We start from the raw sequence: 17,173 nt of genomic DNA, 5'->3' as shown, positions 1-17,173 counted from the left end.
ATAATAGGAGAGTAATAGCGAATAATGAAGAAAAAGGAGAGTGAATGATGAAAAGCAGCAGGTCATGGGCACTGGGCATCTTTCTATTTTTAATGCTCTTACTCGCCCCGAATACAAGTTTTGCGGAAAAAGTCCTTGTGATAGATCCGGGTCATGGCGGGAAATTCAGCGGTACATGCGGATTAACAGGAAACACGACTGGTTTTTGCGAGAAAAAAGCGAATCTGATTGTGTCGCAAAAAGTAAGGGATTACCTTAAAACAAGCGGTATTAAAGTTTACTTAACAAGAGATACGGATATGGAGTTTGCACCATATTTAAAAAAAGCGGACGGTAGCACAGATGGCGGTGATTTTGATCTAAGAATGCAGAAGGCCAATCAGTTTGCAAAAGGAAATAACGACAACAGCGTATTTGTTTCCATTCACCATAATGCCCATCCAAGCAACCCTTATGTAAAAGGATACGAAACCTACTACTATAATGGTGTTGACCACGCAAAGGAAGAATATCCTCATGATCCCCTGCAAATCAAATACTTAGCAGATAATCAGCGTTTAGCGGGTGAAATCCATCCGACTGTTTTAGCTAAACTAGGGTCAATTGACAGAGGAATTGCCGATGATCAAAGCTTCTATGTCATCCGCAATGCGAAAATGCCTGCGGTCCTTGTAGAAATGGGCTTCATGACGAACCGTGAAGAAGAAGCACGCATTAAAACATCGGATTTTCAAAATAAAGCAGCACAGGCAATTGCCTCATCTGTCGTAAATTACTTTAAAGTCTATGAAGTATACGATTCCAGCAATCATAAATTATTAACGACGAAATCAAAGGATCAGGCTCTGCAATTTGCCAAAAAACAAACGAAGCCAGTCAGAGTGTTCGACAAGAATGCTCAAAAAGACATCTACAAAACAAGCACGAAATATGAAGTGCACCACAGAACGAATGGGAAATTAGGAGAGTTCTACACTTCAAGTGAAGCGATGACTTTTGCAAAAAGCTACAAGAATACGAGACTCGTTTATAAGAGCAACGGCTTTACACTTTGGTCGAACTTCCTTCCGGCCAAATACGATTTATATGTAAATGGCGCAAAGAAATCAAGCTATGTTGATTTTGAGCATGCCCGTTACGTTGCAGGTCAGTATTCTCCTAATGCGAGAGTGATAAATAAAGTTTCTGGCGAAGTGGTATTTACTAATATCGTAAACGATAAAGTAACGAGAAAGCTCCCATTAACAAAATTAATAGGTGCAGATCGTTATCAAACAGCGATTCATGTTTCAAAGAAAATGTATCCTGCAGGCTTTGCAGACAGCAAGCCGGATAAAACCGTAATCATTGCAACAGGCACAGGATACGCAGATGCACTTTCAGCAGGTCCATTATCAAGAAAGCACGGGGCAGCGCCAATCCTTTTAGTTAAAGGAAATGGAATGGATTCTTACATAACAAATGAAATTACCCGTTTAAAAGCAAAAAAAGCAATTATTATCGGCGGTGAAGGTGCCGTTTCAAAAGGCATCGCAACACAGCTTCAATCAATGAAATTAACAGTTGAAAGAATCAGCGGAGCCGATCGATATAAAACAAACCAGGTTATTTTGAATCAAATCGGAAACGTTGACGGCTACTTTGTCACATCGGGACGCAACTATCCAGATGCTCTCGGCGCAGCGCCTATTGCTGCTCAGAAAAACTGGGCGATTATGCTCTCTGATACAAACAGTCTATCAAGTGAAGCAAGACTGAAGCTTAAAGGCAAGCAGGCACTGATTCTTGGAGGAAATGGCGTTCTCACTTCTAATATTGATGCACAGGTGAAGAACGCAGCTCCATCAAGCTATGCACGCTTAGCTGGCAAAGACCGCTACGAGACACTTGCAAAAGTACTTTGGCGTTTTGATCCATATCTAAACTCAGATTCGATTCTAGTCTCAACAGGGGCCAATTTCCCTGATGCATTAGCGGCAGCGCCATTATCTCTAGTGACAAAGGCACCGCTGATTCTGACAGGTTCAACGTTTAATAAATCTCTCGAAACCTACATCATGGAGTATGGCGGCAAACATCATATGAAAGAAGTGACGCTGATCGGCGGAGCTGTTCCTGATGCGATAACCGGTGAGATTTTTAACAGAGTAAGATAATTCAGGATGGATTCGGGCGCACTACTCGCCCGAATCTTTCTTAAGTTAAGGGTGATAATCATGAAAAAAATGCTGACTATTTTCTCTCTGATTCTTCTCTTTTTATCAGGATGTGCAGCAAATGATGAAGAAGCGGGCAAACAAGAAGAGAATCCTTCTGCAACTGAGCCTGCTGAAAAAGAAGAAGCTGCAGAGCCTCCTGCTGAAGAGGAACCGGCTAAAGAGCAAGAAAAGAATCAAAATGAAGCAAGTGAACCGGAAGCAAGTTCAGAAGAAAATAAGGAAAAGCCTAAAAAATCTCCAGAAAATACCGATAAAAAAAAGGAGAGTGAACAAAGTACGGCAGGTCCATATTTGGACTATCGTCCTGAGACGGGAGCAAAAAAACAATTTAAAGAAGGCGGAGCCGTATTACTCACAGAAAATGTGACAGCAGCTAATAAAGAATATGTCCAAATTGCTCTGACATTGGGTGATTCAACCACCACTCAGATCTTTAAATGGACAGACTCTGAAATTACCTTAGTGTATGAGGATCGTGAACTGCAGGATCATAGTTTGAGTATACTGGACTCATTTGAGCCGAATATGAATGAAAAGCTGCTCGGAAGCGGAGCTGATTGGAAACTATTAGAAAAATCAGCAGTTGTCGAAACGCCTTACGGAAAACAGAAGAATGTTTTCGTCATTCAGAAAATATCAAATGAAGTAGTAGGCGAGGAAACCATTTTTACAAGATATTACGCTCCTAATCTCGGACTAGTAAAAGAAAATTTTGAACTTACCGGTGAAAATGGGTATAAAGGTGAGTCAAGTTTATCTTCTGTGGAATAAACTGCTAATGCTAGAAGCTCTCAATCTAACATAGCGGAGGAACTACTTTTGAATAAGGCTTTTATGTCAATTGTTGCGTTAACTCTATTCTTTTTGTTTGCGGAAGAAAATACGTTTGCTGCTAATAGTAATCCTTCAGAAGTGTCTGTTAATCTCAAACACTATGTCGGCAATGCTAAAGAAGTGACGGTTCAAGTTGAAGGCGAATACTATTTGGCCGGAGAAAATGATTTCAAATTAAAAAACGGCCATACCTATAAAGTCAAAAATGAAAGCGGCAGGCTGGTCTTGTATAATGGCAGCGTCAAGAATAAAACGCTGAACAGTTCTGCAGCGTTTATGCCTGCAAAATACGGCACAGAAAATTATATAAAAATCAATGGCCGATCTTATTTAGGCACAATGAAATTCAAGGTTGAAAACAGTCAGTACGTCCGTCCGGAAAATGAGCTTCCTCTTGAAGATTATTTAAAAGGCGTCGTACCTGGGGAAATGCCTGCAAGCTGGTCTGTTGAGGCATTGAAAGCTCAAACTGTTACAGCAAGAACGTACGCGTTAAAAAGAATAAACCAAACTATTGATGATACGGTTAGCTTTCAAAAATATGATGGGTATATCTGGACATCATCCCTATATAAAAATACGAATGAAGCGGTAAATCGCACAAAAGGCCAAGTTTTGAAAATGGATGGCAGCTTGATTGATGCTCTTTACAGCTCAAGCAACGGCGGTAAAACAGAAAATAATGCAAATGTATGGACAAGCGGAACGCCGCTGTCTTATTTCCCTGCAAAAAATGATCCATATGATCCTAGAACACCCTGGAAAATCAGCGTGAATGAAAATCAGCTGGATCCTGCTCTTCTTGATTTAACGAAGCCTGCAAATTGGTGGGGGACTGTTAAGGAAAAAGACGAGAAGTATGCAAACAATCTCAAGACATGGCTTAAAACAGATAAAAATTACACGGGCAAAGACCTTAAAATTGTAAAAGTATCAAAGCTTGTTGTTTCTAATGAAAAAACAAGCGGAGATCGCAGAAAAACAGGCAGCTACCGCATTGAATTTTATGTCAAAAATGCAAATGGCACCTATCAGATGAAAGACGGCAAGCTTGAAACAGCCGTAAAAGAAGGTACAAACGTAAACATCTCTACCCTGCGTTCTATGTTTGGCGCGGCAGAATTCAAAAGTCATTTAATTGATTCCCTGACATTTGAAAAAGGTGTCTACACGTTTAACGGCCGCGGCTTTGGCCATGGAGTCGGAATGAGCCAATACGGCGCTAAAGCCATGTCCGATCAAAAGCAAAATTATATGGAAATTACCAATTTCTATTACCCCGGCACAAACTATGATAATTATATCGATCAAGCCATTGTGGAAATTGGAGGCGACGACCGCTATGACACAAGTGCAGCCATTGCGGAATACGGATGGGCATCTGCCGGCACGGTCTTTATCGGACGCGGAGACAACCCGGTTGATGCTTTAACTGGAAGCGTTCTTGCCAAAAAATACAATGCACCATTGCTATTATCCAATCCAAATGAATTATCTGATTCTGTTAAACAAACGTTGGGGAATCTGAACCCTGCAAACATCTATATTCTTGGCGGAAAATCAGCGATTTCTGATTCAGTGGAAGCAGAGCTGAAAGGAATCGCAGCAAATGTCCACCGCATCAGCGGCTCAGAGCGATATGATACGGCAGCAGCAGTTGCTAAACAAGTAGGCCATTCAGGCTCAATCTTTCTTACTTCTGACAGCAGTGAATCGCCGGATGCTTTGTCCATTGCTTCCTATGCAGCAGCTGAGCAGATGCCGATTCTTTATACAAAAGCAGAAACTGTTCCAAAAGCCGTTTCAGATTACATCAGCGGAAGCGGTGTCCGCAAAGTAACGATTGTCGGGGGAGAGACAGCTGTATCTGCTAAGGTTCAATCTCAGCTTGAAGCTTTAGTAGGTGCCGGCAATGTTGACCGCGTGTACGGAGAAGACCGCTATGAAACAAGCGTAAATATCGTGAAAAAATACAACCTGGACAATCGTAAAGTCTTCTTTGCAAGAGGAACAGAGTTTATTGATGCTCTTCCTGGTTCAGTGCTGGCAGCGAACGACCGCGCACCTATCATTCTCGTAGAAAAAGATGCCGTTCCGCTGCATGTCTCAAGCTACATCTATGATCACATGACATTTATCCCGCACATTCACTACCTGGGCGGAAAAGGGGCCATCTCTGATCAAACCCGCAGCAGTCTGCAAAACTGGTTCTTGCAATAAAGAATAGAAACTGACTCTGAAAACGTTGGAAGACGTATTTTGGAGTCAGTTTTTTTCTGTTTTTCTGCCGGATCTTTATCTGTCTGCCTGAGTCTGCCCAGTCGGTTCCGCTTTTCGTGTTGTCTAGCTCCATCACCCAGCTCCTCGGCCAGAACGGATCCTTCTGTAAAGGTAAAAAGCGCCTTTTCAGCCGGATCCTTATCTGTCTGCCTGCGCTAAACGGGTGATTCCGCTTTTCTTGTTTACCAAAGATTTATAAAACGTTAAAGGAATAGACTCTATTGATGTTGTAATATAAAGAGAGAGAGACTTTTGACATAACCAGGGGGTAGAGACATGCATGTGAAGAAAGCGATCATACCGGCTGCGGGTTTGGGTACAAGGTTTTTGCCTGCTACGAAGGCGCAGCCTAAAGAAATGCTGCCTATAGTAGATAAACCAACCATTCAATATATTATCGAAGAAGCCGTTGCTTCCGGAATTGAGGACATCTTGATTGTATCAGGTCGGGGGAAACGCGCGATTGAGGATCATTTTGATAAATCCTATGAGCTTGAAGAGACGCTGATTAAAAAAGAGAAATGGGATTTGCTCAGCAAGGTTCAGGGCATTTCGGAGCTTGCCAATATTCATTATATCCGTCAAAAAGAGCCGCTTGGTCTCGGGCATGCGATTTATTGCGCCAGAAGATTCATAGGCAATGAACCCTTCGCTGTTATGCTTGGTGATGACATTGTTCAATCTGAGGTTCCTTGCTTAAAGCAATTAATTGATGTTTATGATCAATTTCAAAGCACAGTGATCGGTGTACAAAATGTAAAGTCTGAAGATGTTTCGAAGTATGGGATCGTCAGCTACAATGAAAATGAAAAAATGGCTGAAAATGTTTATAAAGTCAAAGATTTAGTCGAAAAACCAAAGCGGGAAGATGCACCTTCCAATACGGCAATTTTAGGACGGTATATCCTGCGTCCGGAGATTTTTGACATTCTCGCAAATCTTAAGCCGGGTTCAGGCGGAGAAATTCAATTAACAGATGCTCTAAAAGAACTTGCCCATCAAGAAGAAGTAACGGCTTTTCATTTTAGCGGCAAAAGATATGATGTCGGAGACAAGCTTGGCTTTATTCAGGCGACAATTGATTTTGCCATGGATAACAGCGAGCTGAGAGAAGATATTCTACAGTATATAAAAAATAAAGTTTCAAACGGATAGAGAAAGGTCAGGGGATTACTCAGTGAGAATATCAGTTGCTGGAACTGGATATGTCGGGCTTGTCACGGGAGTATGCTTAGCTGAGATCGGCCATCATGTAACGTGTGTGGATATCGATGAAAAGAAAGTTGATCTTCTGAAAAATGGAGTTTCTCCTATTTATGAACCTGGGCTAGAGGACTTAATGAAGAAAAATGTCCTGGCAGGAAGATTGTCTTTTACCGCCGATTCCCGCACAGCTTATGGGGAAAGCGAAATCATTTTCATTGCTGTCGGAACGCCGGAAAAGCAAGACGGATCTGCTGATTTGACGTATGTGGAAGCGGCGGCTGTGCAAATTGCCGAACAGATTCAAAATGATGTGATTATTGTTGTGAAAAGCACCGTTCCCGTCGGCACGAATGAACATATTCTTGAGATTGTGCATCAGTATAAGGCGCCATCCATCCAAGCAGAAGTCGCATCAAACCCTGAATTTCTGAGAGAAGGATCTGCCATCCATGATACTTTTCACGGAGATCGCATCGTTATTGGAGCACGTTCCGTTTATGCCGGGGATAAGCTTGAACAAATCTACAAACCGCTTGGAATTCCGGTTGTCAGGACGGATATTAGAAGTGCGGAAATGATTAAATATGCTGCGAATGCATTTTTGGCAACGAAAATCAGCTTTATCAATGAGATCGCCAATATTTGCGAAAAATTAGGCGCCGACATTGAAGATGTGGCAGAAGGCATCGGGAAAGACGAAAGAATCGGTTCGCAATTTTTAAAAGCAGGTATCGGATATGGCGGCTCCTGTTTTCCGAAAGATACAAAGGCATTAGTTCAATTAGCCGGCAACGTGCAGCATAAATTCGATCTGCTGAATTCGGTCATCACCGTAAACAACCGGCAGCCGTTAAAATTAATCGAGTCTGCGAAAAAGCATTTGGGTTCTCTTGAAGGGAAAAAAGTTGCTCTTCTCGGCTTAGCCTTCAAACCTAATACAGATGATGTCAGAGAAGCTGCTTCGCTTGTTATTGCGAAGAATTTGGTTGCGGAAGGTGCACTCGTTACTGGATACGATCCTATCGCACTGAATGAAGCACGAAAAGTGTTAAAGGAATCGATTACATATTGCAGTACTATTGCTGAAGCAATCACGGATGCAGATGCGGCATTTATTGTGACGGAGTGGGATGAAGTTCGAACGTTTCCTATGAACTTCTATCAGGAAAAAATGAACACACCTATCTTAATTGATGGAAGAAACATCTATCCGCTGAGAGATATTCCTGAATGGATGACTTATGTTTCAGTAGGACGCAAAGAAGTAATAAAAGGCCGTTCTTAAGTGGTTTCAAACGCTTGAGGATGGTCTTTTTTTGGTCTGGCTTCTGAAATACTTTCCAAAACGGCAAAAATACTTGCCGGAATGGTCCATTTACTTTCTGAAAAGAGTGAAATACTTGCCGATTTCAATGATTTACTTTCCTTTTTCCATTTGTCTCCCAACAAAAATCCATACATTATTTTCTAAATATCCCTAAAGATTTTCCGGATTGATTCGATATATAAACTGAGCAGGCTGTGCGGTAAGTCCCGGGCAGTTTGCCAGTTTACAAACACCCGGGAGGAACGTAAGGAATGAAAAAGCTTTTAGTCAGTGTGATTGCCGTTTTTTTACTTGCTGCAGGAATAATTGAATTTTGGACGCCTCAAAAAGCAGAAGCCACAACTGTTGCCTTTACATACTATGCAAAAAATGAGTTTGAAGCGCGGACAGGACCTGGAGATCGTTTTTCAAAAGCGGGAAGAGTCGAGTTTCAGACTGCCTTTACCATTAAAAAAGGCGGAATCAGCAGCGGATGGGCTGAAATTAAGCTTGGCGGCAAAGCCATGTATGCCAAGGCTGCAGATATTACAAACAAAAAGCCTTCACAGCCAGTTTACTTTACCTATTATACAAAGGAACCTGTGAGTTTTTACGAAGGCAGAGGGACCCAGACGAAAAGATACGGATCTATAGCAGAGGATGCTGTCATTAAAGTTGCTAAAGGAACGGTTCTAAATGGATGGGTGGAAATCAATCATAAAGGAAAAAAGTATTATGCTGATTACTCAAAACTGACATCATCCCAGCCTGAATATTTTACCTACTATGCCGTTAAAAATTTCACCTTATATAACGAGAGAAATACAAAAACACCTAAGACACAAATTGCACCAGGTTCTGTTGTGAAAGTCAAAAAAGGCAGTGTCATCAGCGGCTGGAGCAGAATCGAATACAATGGGATAAAAGGGTATGGACCATACAGCAGCATCTCGAGCAAACCTGTTTACTTTACCTACTACGCAAATAAAAACACAAAAGTTTATACGTCGAAAAGCACAGGTTCATCTGTACTCGCCTCACTGACAATCAACGATCAAACAAAGATCAGACAGGGCGGAATCGCTAATGGATGGGCTGAAGCTAATCATAATGGCAAAACAGGATACTTAAAATCATCTGATATTGTAAATAAACCAGTCGATGTAGAAGAAATTGCACCAGAGGAACTAATTTACTATGTACGCGAAAATTTGAGTCTTCGCACGAATAAAAGTACAAGCTCTTCCATTATCCTGACAATCCCTCGGGGAAAAGAAGTAGAAGTGCTGAACACTGCGGAACTTAAAGATGACTGGGTTTCTGTTAAATACAGCGGAAAAACAGGATATGTCTCAGCAAAATATCTCACTCTTGAGCCTGTTGCTAAAGAAACAGAGCTGAACAAGGTCATTGTGATCGATCCTGGTCACGGCGGGAAAGATCCTGGAGCCATTGGAAACGGAATGCAGGAAAAAGATGTCACTTTGGCAGTGGGTAAAACTGCAGCTGACAAGCTTAAGAAATTAGGCTATGACGTTCATATGACCCGATCAGATGACACGTTTCTTTCTTTAAACGAACGGACAGACTTTTCATACAGCAAGAAAGCAGGCGTTTTTGTCAGCCTGCATATGAATTCAAGCACGGCAACATCTGCTAATGGAACAGAAACGTTTGCTACAAACGGCAGCGGCAGCTTTAGCACGGCATCTATGACTGACAAAGAAAAAGCAGACAGTGCAAAACTTGCAGCATTTATTCAATCAAGATTAGTAACTGCCTTAAAAACGACAAATCGGGGCATAAAAGAAGAAGCCTTCTATGTCATTGATAAAAATTATACGAGATCTGTGCTCATTGAAATGGGCTTTATTTCAAACAAAAATGATGCTTCTATATTTAAAACAAACAGCGGCAGAGATACAGCTGCCGAGGCGATTGCACAGGGAGTCAACGACTTTTATCAATGGAAGAAAAATAACTAATCGTCTAAGCCGGCCATCAGCGTTTTTGATTGCCGGTTTTTTTTATGGTTGTTGCCGAAAGACAATTTTCGATATAATAAGTAGGGCCTTACAGAATACATAGAATAATTCTGCAAAAACTAGCACCATCGAGAATAAAAATTACGTCTTTGCCATTTTACATAATTAATTGGAGGAGTTTCTTTGAGTAAACTTATTATAGATCGTGTTAATGAAGCATATTATGGAGCTTTAGGAACAGATTTCAGCAAGAAAACCAGAGAGCGCATAAATTGGATTGTTACACATGTTACAGGCAGCAAAGTGCTTGATATTGGTTGCTCACAGGGCATCAATGCCATATTATTAGGTCGGGAAGGCAAAAAAGTAGATGGAATCGATATCTCTCATGAATCAATAGAATATGCAAACACAGAGCTTGGCAAAGAACACCCGTCTGTACAGGCATCCGTATCATTCAAGGTGTCAAACTTCATGACGGATCATGATATAGAAAATGACTATGATACCATTTTATTGACCGAAGTCCTTGAACACATCAGTGACCCGGATTCTTTTTTAAAGAAAACGGCGTCTCATTTGAAGCCGGGCGGCAGATTGATCGTAACTGTGCCATTTGGCATTAATGATTACTTGGATCATAAACGCACTTATTACTATTCTTTACTATCAGAACAATTGGGCGCTCATTTTAAAGTGGAGTCCTTTGATTATTTGGGGAAATGGACTGGCGTTATCTGCACAGCTTCCAAAGATGCCAATTCGTCTTTTTATTCGGCAGAAAGCACGCAGAAATTGGAGCAGGGCTTTTACTGGCTTGAAAGAGAGTATCTTCAGCGCATCGGCACGCTGATGGGACAATCAGCAAGAGAGGAAAAAGAAATGAAGGAATTGCAGAAGAATCAAGCATCAGCTGAAAAAATGAAGATTTTATATGAAGAGCTGAAAACGCAAAGCCGTGAAAAGGATGAATATATCCGTCAGCTGCAAATTGAAACGGTTGAACTGCTGAACCGTGAAGAGGAAGCGTTAAAAGCTGCCCTCAGCCGCTCAGAGAGAATTGAAGAGCTAAGCAGAAAAGCAGCAAACCTGGAACATCGCTATAATGTTCTGAGAAAATCCAGATTCGGCAGAGTTCAATTGAAGTTCTGGGAATTAAAGAAAAAAATAGCTGGAAGAGGTAGGAAATAATGCTTAAAGAGGAAATACTCAAACGTTTAGAGAGAGTCCGACTAACACGAGCAATGAAACTGGGGTATGACATTGAAGAGGAGATCGTGCGCAAGAATGATAAGCCTCTTTACGATAAAGGGATCAGCATTATTTTACCTACCTATAAAGGTGAAGATGTCATTGTTAAGTGCCTTGAGTCATTGGCAGATCAAACGCTTGATCCTTCATTATTTGAAGTCATTGTCATCATTAACGGGGAAAAAGACCGTTCAGAAGAACTCATCAATCAGCTGATTGCTGAGAGAAATCTTACGAATATTAACGTCGTTGTTTTAGAAGAAGCAGGAGCATCACTTGCGAGAAACAAAGGAATCTCCATTGCATCCCGTGAATATTGCACATTCCTTGATGATGATGACTACTTCTCAAAGAACTATTTAGAAGAAATGTACAAGCTTGCAAAGCCTGACACTATGGTGATTTCACAAATCTTCAACGTTGAGCCGGACGGAAAAGTGGTGGCTTCAAACGTGATCAACAGACAAATTATGAAGTCCGTTGTCAGCAAACAGCACGCCTATTACAAGCTGCATACCGTTCTTACAATCAACGGCTGCAAATTAATTCCGACTTTGTATTTGCAAAAGTACCGCTTTGATGAATCATTAAAAAGCGGAGAAGACATTGCATTTTTCACAGAGCTAGTTGTTAAAAATGACTTGAAATATGAGCTTGCACCCCTTACAAAACAAGTTGTTTATTATCGTACACTGAGAGCTAATTCCGTTTCAAGACAGGGAATGACTTTTGATTTTAACGTGAAGCAGCGTGTGCAGGTTATTGCGAAGCTGAATCAAATCCTTGCTGAGGAAGAACTGTCAGCCACGAAAAGAGATTTCGTTGAACGGAAAATCAATGCTCAAAGCAGTTTTATTGTAAAATACTATGAAGCACATCCAGAGGAATACAGTGACATCATCAGAGAAATATCTGATGTGAAGCCGGTCTATTTCCCATATCACTTAATAAATAAGGACCTTGTGGAACGTCTGGTCATTTCCTATTGCTTCCCTCCGTATAATGATACGGCAGGAAATGTAATGGCTAAACGGATGAGAGTGTCTGGGAAGATTTCGGATGTTGTTTATAATACGATGGACTCTGTCCGAAATAAAAACTTGTCCTTGAACCAGATGGTGGATGACTTGATCAGCACCCGTCTGCCGATAAAATCTCCTCCAAGCTTTTCAAATTGGAATTCGATTAAGAAGTTTGTGGATATGGGCATGGCTGAAATTGATGAACTTGTTGCCAAAAATGGTGTACATAAAGAAGTTTATAGCCGCGCAATGTGGGTTGCTTCACACTTTCTTGCCTATGAGTTCAAAATGAAGCATCCTGAAACGAAATGGATTGCTGAATTTTCTGATCCGCTTTTATACGATATTGAAGCTAAAAAGAGACAAGTTGAAGTCACAGATGCTTCTTACTTGAAGAAAATAGAAGAGAGCGTGAAGAAAGCGGGAGCACCAGGTTCAAGCGAAGACAGCCTCTTTTTCTGGTGTGAATATCTGCCGTATGTTTTTGCGGATGAATTGATTTTCACGAACATCAATCAGCTGAACTATATGGTTGATTCCTTCCCGATTGAAGAAATTAAACCTATGATCAGGGAAAAAGCTGTGATTGAGCCGCATCCGACGCTGTCTGAGCGCTATTATCATCTAAACGAATTCGAATATCCGCTTATTTCAGATGAACACGTCAATATTGCTTACTTCGGCAATTTTTACAGCAAACGTAATCTAAACGACATGTTTGATGGCTTGAAAGCTGCTGGCGCTGATGTGCAGGACCGCGTACTTATTCATGTTTTCACTTCAAAACCTGATGAGCTTGCAAGCCAGCTTGAAAACGATCCGCTTGAAGACAATATTATCGTGAACGATTTCGTCGATTTTTATCATTTCCTTAACTTATGTACGAAATTCGATACATTGATCGTAAACGATGCTGTTACGAAGGACAATAAAGAGGTGAATCCATATTTGCCTTCTAAATTGAGTGACTACATTGGCAGCGGATCTGATATTTGGGCGATTTACGAAGAAGGCAGCGTCCTCAGCCAAAGCGAGCATGCAGCATTCCTGTCTCCGCTTAACAATACGAAGGCTGCCGCTGAAGTTTACGAAAAAATGGTCCATAAAAAATTCAATAAATAATCCCGAAAACAGAAAAGTATGAGTCCGTTTCATATTTTTCTGTTTTTTCTTTTGTCCTGAACTGGAAGCTGTAAACAGAATGAAAAGGGCACATCAAGAGAAAATATAAGTATCATCTATATCATTAAAAATTGGAATAATTGTCTTGTAACGGTTTTGTTACTTTTAAAAGGCCAGGAACTTTGGTTAAATGTGTGTAGGGATAAAGATTTAAAATCTTCTGTTATAGATGAGAGGAGCTGAACAGATGAACAGCCAAACGAGATCGCAGCAGGATATGATTGAAGTGAATAAAGAAGAGTACGATGCATTGGTACAACTATCGAACAGGCTTATTGAAGATAAGAAGGAAATGGAGGAAGAATTCAAAGAAATTCTGTCCGCTATTACCGATGATATAGAAATGAGAGAAAAAATTGGCGAAATCCTCGGCAAAAAGGAATTAGAATCCTTTAAGGCTATGGATATGAAGCCAGAAGTGATCATAGAAACCATCAAACAGCAGGAAGCAGCCATCAATGACCTGCAAGCAAGATTATCAAAGCTTGAGAAATCAAAGCTCGGCAAGCTGCAGCTGAAATACTGGCAGCTTAGAAAGCGGAATAAATAAGACTAGAGGGACAGGGGGAGGAATGAGTGTTAAAAATCGATCCAGCTGACGTATACAGCTATTTGGATAAATGGCCGGAAAAAACGAACTCAACTTATGCTGTCACGATCCAGAAAAAAGACGGTCTTGCAATCAAGTCGGTTCAGCAGAAAAAAGAGGCGCCGCCCATCATCATTTATCAGGATAACAAAAAGATCTACAAAGATAGTTTAAAGCCTGATGCTACAATGACTGCGAAGCTTGATGGAAAAACTTCGGGAAGCCTTCAGCTGCAGCAGGTCATCGTCGGCTTTGACAGCAATGACAAGCAAGTCTTCAGTGTCTACAACCCTTTAGGCTGCGAAATGATTGTGACGTTTCCAGAATCAGCAGTAAGCTATGCCGTTGGTTTAAGAATATCAGGTGACGGAGAAGCCGTTTTATCGGAGTTTGCATTAAAGTCCTATAACCAGCCTCCATTGGTCAGCAAAAAAGAGCTTTTCTCTGCCCGTGCGGATGTTGATTACCTGCTGATCACAAATGTTTATCCGGAAAAAAACAATTATTATCAGAATATGTTTATTCACCGGAGAGCTTTGTCCTATAAAGAAAGAGGGATCAATGTAGCGATTTTCAGGCTCAATACGTCACCGAGCATCGGCTACTATGAATACGAGGGTATCCCTGTTTACATGAGCGGCGATGAAGAGCTGACACGATTATTGGATTTCCGCTCTTATAAAAAAATCTTATTTCATTTCATCACTGAACGGATGTATGAAGCAGTCCATAAATCGAATGCAAAAACTACACCTAAGCTGATCTGGGTTCACGGATATGAAACGACAAAATGGTACCGCAGATGGTTTAACTTTTACAAAGATTCCAAAGGCCTTCGTTCTGCTCTGAATCAGGCACCGGGCAATCAGCGCCAGCTTGATTTTATGCATAAATTATACAGTTCGAATGATAGCACCATAAAGTTCATCTTCGTTTCGAAATGGTATAAGGAAAATGTTGCAGAAAAAGATGCAAATGCCATTGTGAAAAATTACAGCATTATTCACAATGTCATCGACGATCAGCTATACCGCTATGAACCGAAGTCAGCTGAACAGAGGAAAAGAATTCTGACGATCCGGCCATTTGCATCAAGGACTTATGCAAATGATTTAATGGTAAAAGCGATATTAGCCCTGAAAGATCAGCCATTTTTTGGTGAGCTTGAATTTAATATTTTTGGACAAGGACCCTTGTTCGACAAGGAAGTGGAGCCGGTCCGCGGTCTTTCAAATGTTCACCTGCACAACCATTTCCTGTCTCAGGAACAGATTGCGAAGCAGCATAAGAGCCACGGTATTTTCCTCGGGCCATCGAGAATGGATTCTCAGGGAGTTTCTCTTGGCGAGGCGATGTCGAGCGGGCTGGTCCCGGTAACGACCAAGGTGTATGCAATCCCTGAATTCATTGATGAGACGTGCGGATTCTTAGCAGACAAGGAAGATTATTTGGGCTTGGCTCAGGCAATCGAAGAGCTGTACTATAATCCGAAGACGTTTCTTGAGAAATCAGAAGAAGCTGCACACCGCGTCCGATATCAGTGCGGCAAGGACAAAATGATCCGGGCGGAAGTAAAGGAAATAACAGAAGCATCTAACGAAAAAGTTCTCCAATAGCAGCCGCGACTTCATCATTGACATGATGTTTTCAAAACTGTAATGTGGTAAAAGGAGAATTTTATGAACTATCAACTGGAGGAGAATTCACATGAAGATCGCAACACTTGGTCTTGGTTATATTGGACTGCCGACTTCTATTATGTTTGCAAAGCATGGCGTAGACGTGCTTGGCGTAGATGTTCAGCAGCATGTTGTAGATTCATTAAACCAAGGTAAAATTCATATTGAAGAGCCTGGCCTGCAAGATGCACTAGAAGAGGTTATGGCATCTGGCAAATTCAAAGCATCAACACAGCCTGAAAAAGCAGATGTATTCATTATTGCTGTTCCAACTCCAAATAAAGATGATCAATATAAATCTGTAGATTTAAAATATGTATTAAGCGCAACTGAAATGATGATTCCTTACCTTGAAAAGGGCAATACAGTCATCGTAGAATCAACAATCGCGCCTCGTACAACAGACGACCATGTAAAACCTTTGCTTGAGAAGCATGGCTTTACAATCGGCGAAGATATTTTCTTAGTACATTGCCCAGAGCGCGTACTGCCTGGCCAAATCATGCACGAGCTCATTCACAACAACCGCATTATCGGCGGTGTGACAGAAGCGTGTAAAGAAGCAGGAGCAAAAGTGTACAGCACATTTGTTGAAGGCGAACTGATTTTGACAGATGCGAAGACAGCTGAAATGTCAAAATTAATGGAAAATACATTCAGAGACGTGAATATTTCCCTTGCAAACGAGCTTGTGAAAATCTGTACACAGCTTGATATCAATGCACTTGATGTAATCGAGATGGCTAACAAGCATCCGCGTGTTAACCTTCATCACCCTGGACCGGGCGTTGGCGGACATTGCTTAGCGGTTGACCCTTATTTCATCGTTGCAGAAGCTCCTGAACAAGCAAAGCTGATCTACCAGGCACGTGACATCAACGTTTCTATGCCATCATTTGTCGTAGAAAATGTATCTAAAATGCTTGGCGGCTTAGACGATAAAAAAATCACAGTATTCGGTCTGACATACAAAGGAAACGTAGATGACATCCGTGAAAGTCCGGCAATGGACATCTACCAGCAGCTGAAAATGGCTGGTGCCAACGAAGTGATCGCATATGATCCTCATGTTCAAAAAGACTGGGTAGAAAAAGACATTCAAACAGCTGTAAACAATTCTGATCTTGTTTTAGTACTGACAGATCACAACGAATTCAAATCACTTGATGCAGCTGACTTCACAGGCATGAAAACAAAAAGAATTTTCGACACGAAAAACATTTTGAAGAATTGCCCTGAAGAGATCACATACATCAACTTCGGCAACCTTTATAAATTTGTAAAGTAACACACATCTTAATGTAAAATTGGACCATATTCGTTTATGGTCTTTTTTTATTCGATGCAAGGTTTTGAAGCGGGAATTTAATGGGTATTGGAGACAGGTACTAAGCAGAAAATCATAAAGTGATCTTTTGCTAGAAAAGACACTTTGGGGCTGTATTTGGTTTTGTGCTGGAATAAGGAATCAACAATATGCTGTGATTCCTCTATTTTGGGTTCATATGCCGTAAAGAGGAATCAACCGCATGCTATGATTCCACAATTTTGGTTTTTTCGCAGGAAAGAGGAAACAACCGCAGCCAATGGTTACCCAATTACAACTTCAATCCATCACCA

Annotated in this window: 12 protein-coding genes; 11 read left to right on the top strand and 1 reads right to left on the bottom strand. The window is 41.1% G+C overall.

From position 1 onward, the window contains the following. The first annotated feature begins 47 nt into the window (after positions 1–47). The 5 genes from ABEQ24_RS19170 (at position 48) to ABEQ24_RS19150 (ending at position 7,824) form a co-directional block, all read left to right on the top strand. On the top strand, positions 48–2,156 hold the full coding sequence (locus ABEQ24_RS19170; protein ID WP_430008291.1) for a cell wall-binding repeat-containing protein: 2,109 nt from the start codon (positions 48–50) through the stop codon (positions 2,154–2,156). 60 nt (positions 2,157–2,216) lie between these two features. Then, positions 2,217–2,990, top strand: coding sequence for a hypothetical protein (locus ABEQ24_RS19165; RefSeq protein ID WP_430008290.1), 774 nt, complete (start codon positions 2,217–2,219; stop codon positions 2,988–2,990). Positions 2,991–3,038: 48 nt separating this feature from the next. Beyond that, the gene (locus tag ABEQ24_RS19160) at positions 3,039–5,273 is read left to right on the top strand and encodes a SpoIID/LytB domain-containing protein (protein ID WP_430008289.1); all 2,235 of its coding nucleotides are present in this window, start codon (positions 3,039–3,041) and stop codon (positions 5,271–5,273) included. 336 nt (positions 5,274–5,609) lie between these two features. Next, positions 5,610–6,488 carry a UTP--glucose-1-phosphate uridylyltransferase GalU gene (gene galU / locus ABEQ24_RS19155; RefSeq protein WP_430008288.1) on the top strand — a complete coding sequence of 293 codons (879 nt, stop codon included), beginning with the start codon at positions 5,610–5,612 and terminating at the stop codon, positions 6,486–6,488. Between the two features lie 22 nt (positions 6,489–6,510). Next, a complete protein-coding gene (locus ABEQ24_RS19150) occupies positions 6,511–7,824 on the top strand; it encodes a UDP-glucose dehydrogenase family protein (protein ID WP_430008287.1) in 1,314 nt (437 codons plus the stop codon). On the opposite strand, the gene ABEQ24_RS19145 is transcribed toward ABEQ24_RS19150, so the two are convergent. After that, positions 7,821–8,000 (bottom strand): hypothetical protein, encoded by a 180-nt coding sequence (locus ABEQ24_RS19145; protein ID WP_430008286.1) that lies wholly within the window; start codon positions 7,998–8,000, stop codon positions 7,821–7,823. The genes ABEQ24_RS19150 and ABEQ24_RS19145 overlap by 4 nt on opposite strands. A gap of 117 nt (positions 8,001–8,117) precedes the next feature. Between ABEQ24_RS19145 and ABEQ24_RS19140 the strand changes: the two genes are divergently transcribed. The 6 genes from ABEQ24_RS19140 (at position 8,118) to ABEQ24_RS19115 (ending at position 16,841) form a co-directional block, all read left to right on the top strand. Next, positions 8,118–9,830, top strand: coding sequence for an N-acetylmuramoyl-L-alanine amidase (locus ABEQ24_RS19140; protein ID WP_430008285.1), 1,713 nt, complete (start codon positions 8,118–8,120; stop codon positions 9,828–9,830). A 183-nt stretch (positions 9,831–10,013) separates the two neighbouring features. Next, positions 10,014–11,021: a methyltransferase domain-containing protein gene (locus tag ABEQ24_RS19135; RefSeq protein WP_430008284.1), complete on the top strand. Its 1,008-nt coding sequence runs from the start codon at positions 10,014–10,016 to the stop codon at positions 11,019–11,021. Next, positions 11,021–13,225: a glycosyltransferase family 2 protein gene (locus ABEQ24_RS19130; protein WP_430008283.1), complete on the top strand. Its 2,205-nt coding sequence runs from the start codon at positions 11,021–11,023 to the stop codon at positions 13,223–13,225. Before ABEQ24_RS19135 ends, ABEQ24_RS19130 begins: the two co-directional genes overlap by 1 nt. 247 nt (positions 13,226–13,472) lie before the next feature. Next, positions 13,473–13,835, top strand: a complete 363-nt coding sequence (locus ABEQ24_RS19125) for a hypothetical protein (RefSeq protein ID WP_430008282.1) — start codon at positions 13,473–13,475, stop codon at positions 13,833–13,835. Between the two features lie 26 nt (positions 13,836–13,861). Next, on the top strand, positions 13,862–15,490 hold the full coding sequence (locus ABEQ24_RS19120) for a glycosyltransferase family 4 protein (RefSeq protein ID WP_430008281.1): 1,629 nt from the start codon (positions 13,862–13,864) through the stop codon (positions 15,488–15,490). A gap of 91 nt (positions 15,491–15,581) precedes the next feature. After that, on the top strand, positions 15,582–16,841 hold the full coding sequence (locus ABEQ24_RS19115; protein WP_430008280.1) for a nucleotide sugar dehydrogenase: 1,260 nt from the start codon (positions 15,582–15,584) through the stop codon (positions 16,839–16,841). The last annotated feature ends 332 nt before the right edge of the window (positions 16,842–17,173 follow it).

This window comes from Metabacillus idriensis (genome assembly GCF_050483325.1).
Lineage (GTDB): Bacteria > Bacillota > Bacilli > Bacillales > Bacillaceae > Bacillus_P > Bacillus_P idriensis_A.
Note: the sequence above shows the minus strand (reverse complement) of the source record. Positions and strands in the feature narration are given on the sequence as shown.

Bases quoted from the DNA above. Each gene is read 5' to 3' on its own strand.
- ABEQ24_RS19115 (WP_430008280.1), top strand. From the start codon at position 15,582: ATGAAGATCGCAACACTTGGTCTTGGTTATATTGGACTGCCGACTTCT.
- ABEQ24_RS19165 (WP_430008290.1), top strand. From the start codon at position 2,217: ATGAAAAAAATGCTGACTATTTTCTCTCTGATTCTTCTCTTTTTATCA.
- ABEQ24_RS19170 (WP_430008291.1), top strand. From the start codon at position 48: ATGAAAAGCAGCAGGTCATGGGCACTGGGCATCTTTCTATTTTTAATG.
- ABEQ24_RS19125 (WP_430008282.1), top strand. From the start codon at position 13,473: ATGAACAGCCAAACGAGATCGCAGCAGGATATGATTGAAGTGAATAAA.
- ABEQ24_RS19145 (WP_430008286.1), bottom strand. From the start codon at position 8,000: ATGTATGGATTTTTGTTGGGAGACAAATGGAAAAAGGAAAGTAAATCA.
- ABEQ24_RS19140 (WP_430008285.1), top strand. From the start codon at position 8,118: ATGAAAAAGCTTTTAGTCAGTGTGATTGCCGTTTTTTTACTTGCTGCA.
- ABEQ24_RS19130 (WP_430008283.1), top strand. From the start codon at position 11,021: ATGCTTAAAGAGGAAATACTCAAACGTTTAGAGAGAGTCCGACTAACA.
- galU (WP_430008288.1), top strand. From the start codon at position 5,610: ATGCATGTGAAGAAAGCGATCATACCGGCTGCGGGTTTGGGTACAAGG.